Source organism: Rheinheimera sp. (assembly GCF_030690345.1).
Classification (GTDB): domain Bacteria; phylum Pseudomonadota; class Gammaproteobacteria; order Enterobacterales; family Alteromonadaceae; genus Alishewanella.
The window spans coordinates 416,295-431,661 of record NZ_JAUYGV010000008.1 but is presented as its reverse complement, the minus strand read 5'-3'; the positions used below and the strand labels follow the sequence as shown (position 1 = coordinate 431,661).

Annotated in this window: 14 protein-coding genes and 1 tRNA gene; 7 read left to right on the top strand and 8 right to left on the bottom strand. The window is 47.4% G+C overall.

What is annotated here, in order from left to right; translation table 11 throughout:
* Positions 1 to 95: 95 nt before the first annotated feature.
* Both Q8O77_RS16930 and Q8O77_RS16925 read left to right on the top strand, forming a co-directional pair.
* Positions 96 to 1,781 (top strand): hypothetical protein, encoded by a 1,686-nt coding sequence (locus tag Q8O77_RS16930; RefSeq protein WP_305556002.1) that lies wholly within the window; start codon positions 96 to 98, stop codon positions 1,779 to 1,781.
* A complete protein-coding gene (locus Q8O77_RS16925; RefSeq protein ID WP_305555999.1) occupies positions 1,774 to 2,778 on the top strand; it encodes a 4Fe-4S binding protein in 1,005 nt (334 codons plus the stop codon). Before Q8O77_RS16930 ends, Q8O77_RS16925 begins: the two co-directional genes overlap by 8 nt.
* On the opposite strand, the gene Q8O77_RS16920 is transcribed toward Q8O77_RS16925, so the two are convergent.
* The 6 genes from Q8O77_RS16920 to rpsU form a co-directional block, all read right to left on the bottom strand.
* Positions 2,771 to 3,553 (bottom strand): site-specific DNA-methyltransferase, encoded by a 783-nt coding sequence (locus Q8O77_RS16920; RefSeq protein WP_305555996.1) that lies wholly within the window; start codon positions 3,551 to 3,553, stop codon positions 2,771 to 2,773. The two genes, Q8O77_RS16925 and Q8O77_RS16920, sit on opposite strands and share 8 nt — an antisense overlap.
* Positions 3,540 to 4,427: a DNA methyltransferase gene (locus Q8O77_RS16915; protein WP_305555993.1), complete on the bottom strand. Its 888-nt coding sequence runs from the start codon at positions 4,425 to 4,427 to the stop codon at positions 3,540 to 3,542. The genes Q8O77_RS16920 and Q8O77_RS16915 overlap by 14 nt, the downstream gene beginning before the upstream one ends.
* Before the next feature lie 511 nt (positions 4,428 to 4,938).
* Positions 4,939 to 5,015 (bottom strand) — tRNA-Ile (locus tag Q8O77_RS16910).
* Positions 5,016 to 5,269: 254 nt separating this feature from the next.
* Positions 5,270 to 7,111, bottom strand: coding sequence for an RNA polymerase sigma factor RpoD (gene rpoD / locus Q8O77_RS16905; RefSeq protein WP_305555990.1), 1,842 nt, complete (start codon positions 7,109 to 7,111; stop codon positions 5,270 to 5,272).
* Positions 7,112 to 7,195: 84 nt separating this feature from the next.
* Positions 7,196 to 8,950 carry a DNA primase gene (dnaG, locus tag Q8O77_RS16900; protein ID WP_305555987.1) on the bottom strand — a complete coding sequence of 585 codons (1,755 nt, stop codon included), beginning with the start codon at positions 8,948 to 8,950 and terminating at the stop codon, positions 7,196 to 7,198.
* Positions 8,951 to 9,124: 174 nt separating this feature from the next.
* The gene (rpsU, locus tag Q8O77_RS16895) at positions 9,125 to 9,340 is read right to left on the bottom strand and encodes a 30S ribosomal protein S21 (protein WP_027671378.1); all 216 of its coding nucleotides are present in this window, start codon (positions 9,338 to 9,340) and stop codon (positions 9,125 to 9,127) included.
* Positions 9,341 to 9,520: 180 nt separating this feature from the next.
* Here rpsU and tsaD point away from each other — a divergent pair, with 180 nt between their 5' ends.
* Complete coding sequence (tsaD, locus tag Q8O77_RS16890) at positions 9,521 to 10,534, top strand: tRNA (adenosine(37)-N6)-threonylcarbamoyltransferase complex transferase subunit TsaD (protein ID WP_305555978.1); 1,014 nt, start codon at positions 9,521 to 9,523, stop codon at positions 10,532 to 10,534.
* Between the two features lie 145 nt (positions 10,535 to 10,679).
* Here the strand turns inward: tsaD and plsY are convergent, their stop codons facing one another.
* Complete coding sequence (gene plsY, locus Q8O77_RS16885; RefSeq protein WP_305555975.1) at positions 10,680 to 11,285, bottom strand: glycerol-3-phosphate 1-O-acyltransferase PlsY; 606 nt, start codon at positions 11,283 to 11,285, stop codon at positions 10,680 to 10,682.
* A gap of 138 nt (positions 11,286 to 11,423) precedes the next feature.
* On the opposite strand from plsY, the gene folB reads away from it, so the two are divergent.
* Genes folB through Q8O77_RS16870 form a run of 3 tightly spaced genes read left to right on the top strand, consistent with a single transcriptional unit; the run spans position 11,424 to position 13,071 of the window.
* Positions 11,424 to 11,777, top strand: coding sequence for a dihydroneopterin aldolase (folB, locus tag Q8O77_RS16880; protein ID WP_305555972.1), 354 nt, complete (start codon positions 11,424 to 11,426; stop codon positions 11,775 to 11,777).
* Positions 11,777 to 12,271: a 2-amino-4-hydroxy-6-hydroxymethyldihydropteridine diphosphokinase gene (folK, locus tag Q8O77_RS16875; RefSeq protein WP_305555969.1), complete on the top strand. Its 495-nt coding sequence runs from the start codon at positions 11,777 to 11,779 to the stop codon at positions 12,269 to 12,271. The genes folB and folK overlap by 1 nt, the downstream gene beginning before the upstream one ends.
* A complete protein-coding gene (locus Q8O77_RS16870; RefSeq protein WP_305555966.1) occupies positions 12,268 to 13,071 on the top strand; it encodes an undecaprenyl-diphosphate phosphatase in 804 nt (267 codons plus the stop codon). Before folK ends, Q8O77_RS16870 begins: the two co-directional genes overlap by 4 nt.
* A gap of 31 nt (positions 13,072 to 13,102) precedes the next feature.
* Here the strand turns inward: Q8O77_RS16870 and Q8O77_RS16865 are convergent, their stop codons facing one another.
* On the bottom strand, positions 13,103 to 14,335 hold the full coding sequence (locus Q8O77_RS16865; protein WP_305555963.1) for a multifunctional CCA addition/repair protein: 1,233 nt from the start codon (positions 14,333 to 14,335) through the stop codon (positions 13,103 to 13,105).
* Positions 14,336 to 14,432: 97 nt separating this feature from the next.
* On the opposite strand from Q8O77_RS16865, the gene Q8O77_RS16860 reads away from it, so the two are divergent.
* Positions 14,433 to 15,359, top strand: coding sequence for an ExeA family protein (locus Q8O77_RS16860; RefSeq protein ID WP_305555960.1), 927 nt, complete (start codon positions 14,433 to 14,435; stop codon positions 15,357 to 15,359).
* Positions 15,360 to 15,367: the final 8 nt, after the last annotated feature.

The window sequence follows — 15,367 nt, the reverse complement described above, 5'->3', positions numbered from 1 at the left end:
CAGAAGTGCGCTTTGGGTAAACAGTATTCTCGTTCCCACTATCTTACCGGAATCCAAGCTGTTAGTATTAAAAGAAAAAGCCATTACAGGACGTTATGCTCAGATTCCCAAACCCCGGCTCAGCCCTTGATAATTTAGTTAACTGTTATCTTTTCCTATACCGAAATATAAACCGGAATGAGGTTTTTGACCTGCATGACATGCAGGAATTACTTGTTTCGAATGGACTAATCAGTTCTTCTGGCGCTATGGGAATAGAGGCCCTGCTACGTGGAGCAAGTAAAGATTTGTCACGGGACAAATCTTACAATCAATGCAAAATGTATGCTGAACTGTATAGGACTCTTGGATGGATTCAAAGTGGCGATAAGGCACTTTGGTACAACTTTACGTTGTTGGGGGACTATATCGCGCAAGGGGTCGCGGATAGTAAAAGACTAATTGAAGAATGCTTCTTAGGTATGGAATACCCAAACAGAGTTCTAAGCGTAAATGGAACTCACGAAATACGACCATTCTTTACTATATTGAAAACACTTAATTATCTTAATGGGTGCTTATCAAGAGACGAAATGATATTCGGCCCATTATCTATGGATTCAGATATTACCGATGAATCTTTCAGGTCTATGTGTGATGAATTAATTTATTATCGGCAAAATCCAATAGAGTTTGACAAGGAGTTTAACCAGCGGTTAGAAGCAAGAGGTATATCACCAGTAACCGCAGGAAATTACACTCGCTTCCCACTTGGTGCATTGAAGTGGTTGAATTGGGCTCAGCCAATTAACAATAAAAAAGACTATAAAAAATCTCAAAGAACCTATCAAATAACAGCACATGGAAAAACCTTGTTGTCGCAATTGGCAGCGAAAAAAGACATTCGGTTGGCTTCTATCGGCAAACTTGGCTTGGATAGCAGTTTATTATCTCAAAGCGCGTTTTATGGCATGTTAGAGCGGGCTGGTTTCGATACCAGTCCTGTAGCTTCGCAGAAGCAGACCGCTGATGCTCATATTAAAGCAGTTTTGGGAACGGCTGAGATAATATTTTCACCTTTCCAATCTTTTGAGCAGAATAGCTTGAATGAGTTTTTTTCAATTGTGCCCCCAAGCAGTAAACGAGTATCAATTTACTCACCAGCGCGGTTGGCAGAAAGATCGAAAGGTTTAGCTTCAGCAATTAGCATAGATTTAAAGAAAGCTTTAGTTGATAGCCCAAGCGCTGTTGTTAGAGATAATGAATTCAAAAAGCAGGTTCAAGCGCTGATTGCACATAAAACTGATGAAGAAGTTATCCAGCAATTAAAACAGCGATATAGAACATACACAAAAGAGCAGTTTTATCCCCTTATCGGCCAAATATTTTCATGCTTAGGTTTGAACTGTGACATTCCACCACATGGCGTTAACTCAAGACGTTGGGATGCAATTATTATCTCTGATGGTGATTCAATACCTATGGAAATAAAATCCCCCACAGAAGAGTTGAACATTTCTGTAAAGGCTGTTCGACAGGCTTTAGAAAATAAAATTATCCTGCAGTCTAGGAAAACTGAGGCAAACAAATTTGGTACGTCAAGTCTTGCTGTGGGGTATGAGTTACCTAATGAAAGAGCTGAAGTTGCAAGTTTAATTAGCGATATTAAAAAGGTATATGGAATTGATATTGCAGTTTTAGGGATAGATTATTTGTTAAAGTTGGCGATAGAAGCAATTAAGGGAAGTAAAAGCCTGGAGTTTGAAGTTCTTGCTGAGCTAAAGGGGATTATAAATGGCTGAACTGTTGCAGCGAATTAAAAACAAAACTGCATATAGCTACCTAGATGACAGTCAGAGGATTGATGTTTTATATGTGGCGGGACAGCCGGCGACCCTGAGTTTCGAAAGTGGAGCAGTTATAAAAAGTTCCTGTATCAACTGTTTTGAAGAGTCGTGCTTGAAGATTAAGGTAGGTGAGAACGTTTGGGATGACTTGCGCATGTCTCAGACAGACGTTCTCTGTCCTACCGATGCAGTTTTTAAGGATGACGATGGCAACGTATCTATTGACAGTGATAAATGCATCGGGTGTGGGCTTTGTATTGCTGTCTGCCCTGTCGGGGCGATCCACTTTAATAATCAAAGCAAGGCTGTTATACACCGAGATTTGAGCAATTTGAAACGCACAGATACTCCGGTAGTTTTAAATAGTCTTAATATTTCCCATTCAAATCAACCTATTATAGAGAGTGAACCATTAATTAGAGGGGTGCTTGTAAATATAAATATGCTAGATTCAAGAACCGCTACTATTAACAGGTTAGTTTGCAAAGCTCTTCAAGTCACAGGAATCGACACGTTTCTGACCAGACAGGGCGATGTGAATATGCGTATGGATGGGATCAGCGCTTATGGTGATTTTCACATCTTAGTAGAGGTTGAAACTGTAGCAAATTTAGATTCACCAAGAGATATTCTTGATGATGTAGCCGTTTTCTGTTCTAGAAACAATGTTGACAAGAGTAAAGTAAAAGGAATGATTGTTTTGCCGGAGCTCCCAAACAAAAGAACAGAGTTTTGGGAATTGATTAGTGACATCAAGAATGTAGTAGATTTAGATATTATGATTGTCCCTTTGACTGCTTTGTTGAGTGTTGCTTGGAATAAGACAGCCATGGATGTTCTATTGTTTAACTTAAGTAAAGATAATACCAGCGCTAGGGAAGGGATAACCATTTTGCTGGGAAGGGAGCCAAATTTGGCATCCCCTTGTAACCTTGTTGAAGCTGCTAAATAAAAGCAGCTTCAATCTGTTTCAAGTCAGCTAGTCTCTTGTTGGCAATTTCAATGTAGTCAGGGTTCAGTTCAAATCCGATAAAATTACGGTTAAGCTTTTTGGCTGCGACACATTCTGATCCACTTCCAGCAAATGGAATAACTACCAAATCACCTTCGTTTGAAAAATGCCTGATTATCCTCTCTGAGATTGATAATGGCTTCTGCGTAGGGTGGTCTACTTTTTCACCTTGGAATCTTTTACCGGCCAAAGTTGGAAAGCTCCATACATCACCAGCCATTCTTCCATCAGGATGCGGTGTCCATACTTTACCATTTTTAGTAATTTTATTTTTTAGTCTTTCTTCACTTTTATATGGCTCTCTGATTACATGGTAAGTGAATTCGCTAGTTTTTGAAAACCATAGCAGGGGTTCATAGTGTGCTTGCAGGGTGTTTTTATAGCCAGAGAAACCATTTTCGTAGTACCAAATTATCTGTCTACGATACTCTAGCCCAATGTCAATCATATGGCATTGTAACCAACATAGATGATGGTGTATGCCGTACACGAATATGCTGCCATCATCCTTTAATACCCGTTTACATTCATTCAGCCATTCCTTGCACCATGGCAACCAAACATCTTTCTTTTTGCTTTCGTCCCACTTCCCAAAGTTTTTATTTAAGTTGTATGGTGGGTCTGCAACTATAAGATTTACCGAGTTATCGGGTAGATTTCTTAACCCTTCAATACAATCGATATTCAGAATTGAATTAGTGTTATTTTTTAGCATTTTGCAAAATCAGTATGTATTGGTTATGAATATTGGGAACGTAAGCATAGGGATATCCGTATGGAAATATTCTTTTATGCCTTTGGTAAAGCACTTTTAAGCCTCGCATTTCCAGACCAATCGGATCTAATTTTCTAGCTAAGTCTGAATGGAACATTATATATTTTGACTTATCACGGAAATCGCTTACAACAACAGCCATGTATTTTTGTGGTTTTAGCACCCTTGCACACTTTGCTAAAATTCCAGTTAGTTGTTCCAGAAATATTTCGTAATCGTCAATGTTGCCTAAATCCTGTTCGCTATCACTGTACTTGGTATCCAAAGAGTGCTCTTTGCGTTCCTGCTTTACCTTATGATCTTCTTTATGAAGAATATTCCAGTATGGAGGACTGGTTACAACGAAGTCGATGCTGTTTTCTTCAAGTGTATCAAGGACTTCTCGTGAGTCGCCTTGCAGAACTACTTGCTCGGATTTGTTTGAGCTCTCTGCAAGCTCAGTATCCATTCTTTCTTTCGATAGTTCTGCGTATTTAGGGTTAAGCTCGATACCTATGCCACGCCTATGCTCGGTCGCGCAAGCTTTGAGAGTTGAACCAATACCCAAAAAAGGGTCAAGTACGACTTGATCTTTTTTAGTAAAAAATCTGATAAGTCTTGCCACATCAGTGAATGAGAACGGCGCAGGGTGTTGTTTTTCAATTTTTACATCAGGATGTTTAGCGCCTAGACCTTTCTGATTCCATACGGAAATTGTTTCAGGAATCCATTCACTTGATGTTAGATCGTTCAGCTTATTGCGCGGGTCGTATTTGCCTTTTTTTGTGCTCGCGGTTTCTTCAACGATTTCACTTTTCTCAATTTCTTCAGCCATTTTACTCATTTTCTTTGTTAGTAGTTGATTGGGTACGATCGTTGCCACTTTTCAGTAGTTCGCCTGCTCTGGCAAGAAACCACTCTTTGAGTGTTAGTCCCTGAATTGCCAGCTCTCCGTATAGCTGCTTTTTTAAGTTAGGGTCTATTTGTAAGACAATCCTACCACTTTTTCCTATACTCATACTGTTTAAATATCCAGCTGTTTGTTATGTGCCTTATGTTACATTTGTCACCTAGGAAAGCAAAGAAGTTTATTTCCATTTTTGGATTTATTACACCACAGCTGCCAAAGAGACGATTTCTGTTAGCTGTAATACAACAGAGCATATAAAGCCCTTACGACTTTTTACACTATGCTGTAGCCGGTGTATTACGTGGTGCTTTGGTTGTGCTTGAAACCATGAATAATTTACTAGCCCAAGCTTTTTCAGCTACAACCAGTCGATTTTTCTAGTAAGAGTGATGGGTTTTGGTGCTGAACACAGCTAGAAGCCGCGTATTTAGTGGATTGGTGGCCCCAGCTGGACTCGAACCAGCGACCGATCGATTATGAGTCGAGCGCTCTAACCAACTGAGCTATGGGGCCACGATTTTACAACTTGAACCAACATTTCCTATGGTACCACATGGACTCACTAATTATGAGTCGAGCGCTCTAACCAACTGAGCTATGGGGCCATCATAGGTGAAGCGGCAGGCAGTATAAAAACTTTTGCCGGCTTTGTCATCCGGCTTATTGCGCTAAGTGCAGTTAATTGCTGCTTTTTTAGGCTTTAAGTTGATTTTAATAATAAAGGCGCCGTTTGGCGCCTTTATCGGGGTAGTTGCTATAGCTGCAGCTTACTCGTCCAGGAAGCTTTTTAATACTTCAGAGCGTGACGGGTGGCGCAGTTTACGCAGCGCTTTGGCTTCGATCTGACGAATACGCTCACGCGTTACGTCAAACTGTTTACCCACTTCTTCCAACGTATGGTCGGTATTCATGTCGATACCAAAGCGCATGCGCAGTACTTTGGCTTCGCGTGCGGTTAAGCCGGCCAACACTTCGTTAGTCGCGTTTTTCAGGCTTTCCATAGTGGCAGAGTCCAGCGGTGATTCACCGGTGGCGTCTTCAATAAAGTCACCCAGATGCGAGTCTTCATCATCACCAATCGGCGTTTCCATTGAAATCGGCTCTTTGGCGATTTTCAGCACCTTACGGATTTTATCTTCCGGCATTTGCATGCGTTCGGATAATTCTTCCGGTGACGGCTCGCGGCCCATTTCCTGCAACATTTGGCGGGAAATGCGGTTTAACTTGTTGATGGTTTCAATCATATGCACCGGAATACGGATGGTGCGGGCCTGGTCCGCGATAGAGCGGGTAATGGCCTGACGGATCCACCAGGTAGCATAGGTAGAGAACTTGTAACCACGGCGGTATTCAAACTTATCTACCGCTTTCATCAAACCGATGTTGCCTTCCTGAATTAAATCAAGGAATTGCAGACCACGGTTGGTGTATTTTTTCGCGATAGAGATAACCAAACGTAAGTTAGCTTCTACCATCTCTTTCTTGGCGCGGCGGGCTTTGGCTTCGCCAATCGACATGCGACGGTTAATATCTTTAATTTTAAAGATACTTAAGCCGGTTTCTTCTTCTACTTTTTTCAGTTTTTCAATGCTGCGAACCAACTCTTCCTGCATTTCTTTCAGCTTGGCGGAGTAGGGCTTATTCGCAGCAATTTCCACGTCTACCCAAGCGGTAGAGGTTTCAAAACCGGTAAAGGCTTTAACGAAGTTTTTCTTCGGCATCTTGGCGTATTCAACGCAGTGCTTCATCACGATGCGTTCCTGCACCCGCACACGGTCCATCATTTCGCGCATGTTTTTAACCAGGCGATCGAACTGTTTTGGTACCAGACGGAAGCAGCGGAACACTTCGCTTAATTTTTCAATTTCTACTTTGGTGGTGGCGTGTTCGCGGCCGTTCTTCACGATAGAGTTACGGGTAACGTCGTACTGGGTACGCAGTTCGCCAAACTTCAGCCGTGCCATTTCCGGATCCGGGCCGGTGTCGCCGTCGTCAGCATCGCTGTCATCGTCGTCATCGTCGTCGCTGTCGTCATCGTCCATCTTATCTTCCGGCACGTCAGAGCCGATATGGCTGCCGGCTACCGGCGCCTCATCAATTTCGTTCGGGTCGATAAAGGCAGTAACAATGTCGCTTAAGCGAATTTCTTCGGCTTCGTACTTGTCCCACTGTTCCAGCAGGTAAGTAATGGCTTCCGGGTATTCAGCTACTGAGCTTTGCACGGTGTTGATACCGTCTTCAATCCGTTTGGCGATGTCAATTTCGCCTTCGCGGGTTAACAGCTCAACGGTGCCCATTTCACGCATGTACATCCGCACCGGGTCGGTAGTGCGGCCCAGTTCTTTGTCTACGCTGACTAAGGCTTGCGCAGCTTCTTCCACTGCGTCTTCATCTGTGGTGGCATCGGTCATGATCAGATCGTCGGCATCCGGGGCGCTTTCAAACACCTGGATCCCCATGTCATTGATCATGCGGATAATGTCTTCTATCTGATCTGAATCGATAATGTCTTGCGGCAGGTGATCATTCACCTCAGCAAAGGTAAGATAACCTTGCTCTTTACCTTTAATGATCAGGAGTTTTAACTGCGACTGAGGATTTTGCTCCATAGAGACTTATCTTCCACCAATTTGATTAATGTAAAATTGCGAACTAGCGATTATAACAAAGCGCGGCTTTTCTAGCCAGCCGCATTAGGTCGCAAGCTTTGGTTTTTTGCTTTTTAATGCCTGCAGCAACAGTTTGTATTCATGCCATTCGGCTTTACTCAGTTGTTGCAGCTTGTCTTTCCGTTCCAGGGCTTCCAGCCGTTGTTGCAGATACTGATCCTCAATAGAGTGAAAGGTATCGACAAATTCCTGTGATAATTGTTCCGGCGCTATCTGGTGATCCCAGGCCGCCAGCGTCATTAAAATATTATGCTCGGGCAAATCACGCCACTGCTCGATCAGTTGTGCCGTGGTTAAGTCCGCTTGTTGTTGCAGCCGTTGTTGCAGCGCCAGTAATAAGCCTATGCCCGGAATATTGGCATCGCCAAGCTCGGGCGCGTCCGGCATCACGTTCACTAAGTTGGGGTACTGCAGCAATAAACCAATAGCACGGCGCATCGGCGTTATTTTCATTGCCGCCGGTTTTACCCGGTTTGACGCGCGGTTTACTGCGGCTTTTGTGCGCTCACGCGGCTTACCCAGCAGGTTGGCCAATTTATCGCTTAAACTGTCACGGTAAAATTCACTCGGAATTTGTTTAATCAGCTCTGCCGCTTTTACCGATAACGCTGATTTGCCGGCATCGGTGGCCGGGTCAAATTCCTGCACTAGGTGCTCAAAAAAGTACTGATTAAGCGGCATGGCGCCGGCGATACGTTGTAAAAAGGCGTCTTTGCCTTCTTTTTGTACTAATGAATCCGGGTCTTCGCCGTCGGGCAAAAACACGAAATTTAACTCTACGCCATCTTTTAATTGCGGCAGTGCGCTTTGCAATGCACGCCAGGCGGCATCGCGGCCGGCGCGGTCACCGTCGTAGCAGCACACTACTTTGGGCGTGTAGCGAAACAGCGTATGCATATGATCCGACGTAGTGGCGGTGCCCAAGCAGGCGACGGCAAAGCGGATATCGTGTTCGGCCAGCGCCACCACATCCATATAGCCTTCTACTACCAGTATTTGTTCGACATGGCCCGGTTGCTGGCGCACTTCATATAAGCCATACAGCTCACGGCCTTTGTGAAACAGCCGGCTTTCCGGTGAATTTAAATATTTCGGCGTGCCGTCACCCAATACGCGGCCACCAAAAGCAATAACGCGGCCGCGTTTGTCGCGAATGGGAAACATTAAGCGTTCGCGGAAAAAGTCATACTCACGGCCATTGTCGTTGCGGTTTATCAACCGCAATTCAAACAGCTGATCGCGCAGCACTTTATTGTTAGTCGGGCTTAAGCGTTTTAACAGGTTATCCCAGCCATCCGGGGCGTAACCTATAGCAAAATCTGCCAGGGTTTTCGCACTTAAACCGCGCTTGGCGACATATTGCTGCACCATGGCAGCATTGGGGTGGCTTTGCAGTTGTTGCTGGTAAAACTCTGCCGCTTGCTGCATTAAGTGGTAATCATCGGCCTGCGCCGCAGGGCGTTTGGGGCCGGCACCTTGCTCGCGTGGTACTTCAAGATGGTGCTGCTGCGCCAGCTCTTCAATGGCTTCAACAAACTCGAGTTGTTCAAACTCCATCATAAAGCTGATGGCATTGCCGTGCGCGCCACAGCCAAAGCAATGGTAAAACTGTTTGTCGGGGCTAACAGTGAAAGAGGGCGATTTTTCGCTATGGAACGGACAACAGGCAGCGTAATTTCTACCGGCTTTTTTCAGCGGTACGCGCTGGTCTATCAGTTCAACGATGTCGGTGCGGGCCAACAACTCGTCGATAAACTGTCTGGGGATTTGTCCTGCCACCTTTTTCCTTCGGCGTTATTCAGAAAAAGACAAACCGTGCCTTGCGGGCACGGTATGCAGATGTCGACTTTGCGCTGTTACGTCGGGCTGGTCTTTGCTATTAGCGTTGCTGGCAATAATGTGCGCAGCAGACAGCACCGGTGTCGCTAAGCGGGTACTAACAGCCGGTTAGGCTTAGTACAGCTTGATGCGACGTGCGTTTTCGCGAGACAGCTTCTTAGCGTGACGCTTAACAGCTGCTGCTTTTTTACGCTTACGGATCCAAGTTGGCTTCTCGTAGAATTCTTTAGCGCGTACGTCAGCTAATACACCAGCTTTTTCGCATGAGCGCTTGAAACGACGTAATGCTACGTCAAACGGTTCGTTTTCTTTTACTTTAACAACAGGCATTAAATTCTCACCTCAGGGCCAAATTGGTTATCTGTGAACCAATACGATTAAAAATGGTGCGGCATTTTACGCAAAAAGACAGGGCGATGTAAAGCAGTTCTGCGATCTAAATCCGATCCTCTGGCTCTGAGTGAACTGAGCCGGTACAATGGCCGCCATTTTAGCGGATTTGAGACACAGATGCGAGTTTTAGGTATAGAAACGTCCTGCGATGAAACCGGTATTGCCGTTTATGACGACAAGCTGGGTTTATTAAGCCATGTACTGTACAGCCAGATCCCGCTGCACGCCGATTACGGCGGTGTGGTGCCGGAGCTTGCCTCGCGTGATCATATCCGTAAAACCATTCCGCTGATACAACAAGCGCTGCGCGAGGCCAACTGCGCTGCCGCCGATATTGACGGCGTGGCCTATACCGCTGGCCCGGGTTTAGCCGGTGCTTTACTGGTAGGCGCATCTATCGGCCGTTCTTTAGCCATGGCTTGGGGCAAGCCGGCGCTGGCGGTGCACCATATGGAAGGCCATTTATTGGCGCCCATGTTGGAGGCCAACCCGCCGCAGTTTCCGTTTCTGGCGCTGTTGGTATCCGGCGGCCACACCCAGTTAGTGGCGGTAGAAGGTATTGGCCGTTATGAGCTGTTAGGCGAGTCTATTGATGATGCTGCCGGCGAAGCCTTTGACAAAACCGCCAAATTAATGGGGCTGGATTACCCCGGCGGCCCGTTATTGGCAAAGCTGGCGGTGCAGGGCGACAGTAAAAAATATAAGTTCCCACGGCCGATGACCGACCGCCCGGGGTTGGATTTCAGCTTTAGCGGGCTGAAAACCTCAGCAGCGAACGTAATAGCCAAAGAGGGCAACAGCGCGCAGGTACAAGCTGATATTGCCGCATCGTTTCAGCAGGCGGTGGTAGATACCCTGGTGATTAAATGTGAGCGGGCGCTGCTGCAAACCGGTTATAAACGCCTGGTGATAGCCGGAGGTGTCAGCGCCAATACTTCGTTGCGTGAGCAATTAGCGCAGTTACTTAAGCGCCACGGCGGTGAAGTGTTTTATCCGCGTAAAGAGTTTTGCACCGACAATGGTGCCATGATAGCGCTGGCGGGGTATTACCGCTTAGCGGCCGGGCAGCAGCAGGATTTAACGATTGGTGTAACTCCGCGCTGGCCAATGCAGGAACTGCCGGCGGTTTAACTTGATAAGTCAGTAGTTTGGACTGAAGGTTGGAATCCCGATTTGGGCGCCACAGAGTGTCTGAGCCCTGCCGCAGGCAGTAGGGCGAGTTGCTGTGGCGAGCCAGAGCGGGAGTTGCAACCGAAAGCACAGCCGAAGCTGCGGTTCACTCCCGGATCCGCTTGGACTTATCCCAGACTTTGCTTTCTTTGCCCTGCCACAATCGCACGATATTCTCGCGGTGGCGCACAATAATCAGAATGCTCAGCATCAGCACCGGTATGGTATACAGCGGTTTTATAAACCAGGTAAACAGTGGGGCTAAGCTGACAGTTAAAATAGCCGCCAGTGAGGAATAGCCACTTAGTGCCACAATAATCAGCCAGCTGGCAATCAGCAAACCGGCCAAATCCAGCCCAATCGGCATCATGGCGCCAAAGGCAGTAGCAACGGCTTTGCCACCTTTAAAGCCAAAAAATAGCGGAAAAATATGGCCGACACAGGCACAAATAGCAATTAGGCCGAGAAACAGCGGCTCAATTTTTAGGAAGTATGAACCCCACACCGGAATGGTGCCTTTTAAAATATCAAACAGCAGTACCAAAATGGCCGGCAATTTACCGCCCAGACGCAGCACATTAGTCGCGCCCGGGTTGCAGGAACCGTGTAAGCGGGGATCGGGTAAGCGAAACAGCTTGCTGACCAGCACTGCCGACGAAACGGAGCCTAATAAATAGGCAGCCAGCATCATAATTCCAATCAGCGGGGTCATTAAGGCGGTTCCTCAGCACCAGTTTTTACGTTAAGATTGCCCTATGGCGTAGCGCCAGCAGAATATAGGGTTTTCGCGGTTTTGCCTATCCGACCAGCCTACCTGAAACGAGAAATAACGCAATGCGGATGTAACTGAATGGACATAGTTTTTATAAAACAGCTACAAGTTGATACCGTGATTGGCGTATACGATTGGGAAAAGGCGATAACGCAAAGCTTATTTCTCGACCTGGCGCTAACGGCAGATCAACGCAGTGCGGCAGCAACAGACGATATTAAATTAACCCTGGACTATGCGGTGATTGCCGAAAAAGTCACAGCGCTTATCACCGCTGCGCCGATAGAGCTGATTGAAACCGTCGCTGAACGTGTGGCACAGCTGCTGCTGAGCGAGTTTGCTACCAGTAAGGTGGAAGTAACGGTAAGCAAACCGGGCGCTGTTAAGCAGGCGCAAACAGTGGGTGTGCATATTGTCAGGAGCCGCAGCTGATGGCGCGTATTTATATCAGTATTGGCAGCAATATCGAGCGCGACTATTATGTCCGCGCCGGAGTAGAGGCATTGCAGCAGCACTTTGCCGCCGTGCAGCTGTCGTCAGTGTATGAAAGCGAGGCTGTCGGTTTTAGCGGTGATGCGTTTTACAATATGGTGGCCGGAGCCGATACCGATTTAACCATTGCGCAGTGCGTAGCGCTGTTAAAGCAGATAGAGGATCAATACGGCAGAGTACGTGGTGCGCAGAAGTTCTGTGGCCGTACCCTGGATTTAGACCTGCTGACCTATGACGATGTGGTATGTAACAGCCCCGTTATTTTGCCGCGGCAGGAAATTACCGAAAACGCCTTTGTGCTGTGGCCGCTGGCCGAGTTAGCGCCGGAGGTCATTCATCCCGGTAGCGGGCAAAGCTATGCCAGCTTGTGGCAAAACTATCGTAAACAACAAAAACTATGGCCGGTGCCATTTAACTGGAGTGACAAGCAGTGAGTACAGTGGAAGTTATCATTTTAGCTATTATTCAAGGTCTTACCGAGTTTTTACCTATTTCGTCTTCTGCTCATCTTATTTTACCCTCTGCTGTATTTGGCTGGCAGGATCAGGGCCTGGTGTTTGATGTTGCTGTGCATGTCGGCACTTTGCTGGCAGTAATGTTGTATTTTCGCCGTGATATCGGTCAGCTAACAGTGGGCTGGTTTCAAAGCCTGGGTGGTAAGCACAGCACCGAGAGTAAGCTGGCATGGTGGGTAATATTAGCCACCATTCCGGCTGGTTTGGCCGGCTTGTTGGCGGCTGATTTGATAGAAACGTTCCTGCGCTCGCCTTACGTTATTGCTATCACTACCATCGTATTTGGTTTAGCGTTGTGGCTGGCAGATGCCACGGCAAAACAGCTGCAAAGCATGGAACAGCTAAGCTGGAAGCAAGCGTTGTTGATTGGTATAGCCCAGGCTGTTGCTCTTATTCCGGGGACTTCACGCTCAGGTATTACCATGACAGCGGCGTTAATGCTGGGGTTGGACAGAGTCAGCGCGGCGCGGTTTTCTTTTTTACTGTCTATTCCGATCATTATCTTAAGCGGTGGTTATCAGGGCAGCAAGTTACTGGCAGAGCCTACGCACTATGACATTACGGCCATCTTGTTGGGTACCGGCTTGTCTTTTCTCAGCGCCTTTATTTGTATTCACTTGTTTTTAAAAGTGATAGAGCGCATGGGCATGTTGCCGTTTGTAATATACCGGCTGATTTTAGGTGTGGTTTTATTGGCATTGCTTAGCAATGCGGCCTAAGTAACAAGCAACCTATAGCGCACTGACGATATTACAGCGCAGCACTGTTCAGCTGCGCTTTGGCTGCTTTAATAGCTTGCAGCCGTGCCTGTTGTAAGCCCTGCTTGATGGCTTCACCGCTTAAGCCTTGTGCCACTAACTCTTTGGCGTTTACCCGGCGCGCCGCATTCGCCAGTGCTTGCAGGTAGGTTGCCTGTGGGTATTCTGCCTGTTCAAAACCGGTGCGGCCGCGCAAATCTGCTGTGCAGCACAGCAATATCGCTTCTAAACGCTCAGGTTTGCGCCACACATCTATCGCATTAAACAGCTTTAACACCGTGCTGCTTTTAAGCTCGCGGGCGCGATGAATAATTTGATGATATTCACATACCGCTAACGCCAGCTCGCGGCAGTCATTTGGCACCCGCAATCTGTCGCACAGCTGCTTAATCAGCGGCAGACCAGAGTGTTCATGACCATGATGTGCCGGCCAAAGCTCTGGTTTGGTGACGCCTTTACCTAAATCATGCACCAAAGCGGCAAAACGGATATCCAGCCGTGCTGATAAAGCCGCGGCTTGCTGCAGCACCATTAAGGTGTGCACGCCGCTATCAATTTCCGGGTGCCACTGCGGTGGTTGCGGTACGCCCCATAAAGCGGCCAGCTCCGGCATCAGCACCTGCAAGGCGCCGGTATCGTAAAGCAGTTGAAAATAGGCCTGCGGCGTTTGTTCGCTCAGTGCTTTGGCGGTTTCCTGCCACACCCGCTCCGGCGTCAAAGTGCCAAGCTCATCGCTTAACCGCTGCATTAAAGCTTGGGTTTCGCTTGCAACAGTAAAACCTAAATGGGCATAGCGGGCATAAAAACGCGCTACCCGCAGCACACGCAGCGGATCTTCGGCAAAGGCGTCGGAGACATGGCGCAGAATTTTATTTTCGATATCGGCTGCACCAGCAAAGGGATCAACTAAAGTGCCGTCATCGGCCTGCGCAATGGCATTAATCGTTAAATCGCGGCGCAGTAAATCCTGCTCCAGTGTAACGTCTGGTGCGGCATAGACGCTAAAGCCGGTGTAACCTTTACCGCTTTTACGCTCGGTACGGGCTAAAGCATGTTCTTCTTTGGTATCCGGGTGTAAAAATACCGGGAAGTCTTTACCCACCTGCTGATAGCCTAAATCCAGCATTTGCTGTGGGGTGGCGCCCACTACCACCCAGTCCCGCTCGTGAAACGGGTAGCCCAAAAGACTGTCGCGTACTGCTCCACCTACCAGATATCGTTGCACCGGCTTTCCTGTTGGCTGATTTTTTGCCATTATACCTGTCGTCTTTCAAAATGCACGGTCGCAACAAATGGCGGCGCCCTAACCAGCAGGATGCAGTATGTATACCGGATTTTTCGGCTTAACCAGTGCCCCGTTTTCTATTGCACCTAACCCTGACTTTATGTATTTAAGCCCGCGCCATGCCGAAGCACTGGCACATTTGCGCTATGGCTTGGGTGAAGCCGGCGGTTTTGTGCTGCTGACCGGTGAAGTGGGTACCGGTAAAACCACAGTATCGCGCTGTTTATTACAAGAGCTGGACGAACGTGCCGAGGTGGCCTTTATTCTAAACCCCACCTTATCTGAGCTGGAGCTGCTGGCAGCCATTTGTGACGAGCTGAAAATCCGCTACAAAAAAACCGATGCCAGCCTAAAGCTGCTGGGCGATAAAATAAAAGCCCGCTTGCTGAAAAACCATGAGGCCGGCAAGCATACGTTGTTAATTATTGACGAAGCCCAGCATCTGCAACCGGCGGTGCTGGAGCAACTGCGTTTGCTGACCAATCTGGAAACCAATACCCGTAAGTTGCTGCAGGTGATTTTAATTGGCCAACCTGAGCTGCAGCAGCTGTTAAAACGCAATGATTTACGTCAGTTAGCGCAGCGTATTACCGCGCGCTATCATTTACTGCCGCTGAGTCTGGATGAAGTAAGGCACTATCTGAAATTCCGTTTACAGGTAGCGGGCTGCAGCCGGCCGGTATTTAGTGACAGCGCAGTAAAGCGTTTGTATCAGCTCAGCGGCGGTATACCGCGGCTGCTGAATCTGATGGCCGACCGCGCCTTGCTCGGTGCTTACAGTCAGCAACAGGCTATGGTCAGTGACAAGCTGGTGCAACAAGCGGCAGGCGAGATTTTACCACTGTCAGATCAGCTAAAGCCGGCGGCATTGCCACGCTGGTTCTGGCCTGTGCTGGGCCTTTGCGCTATAGTGCTGGGCTTTAGTCTGGCAGTGGTTATGCTGCCGCTGCTGCAAAACGGATAATGTAGTGC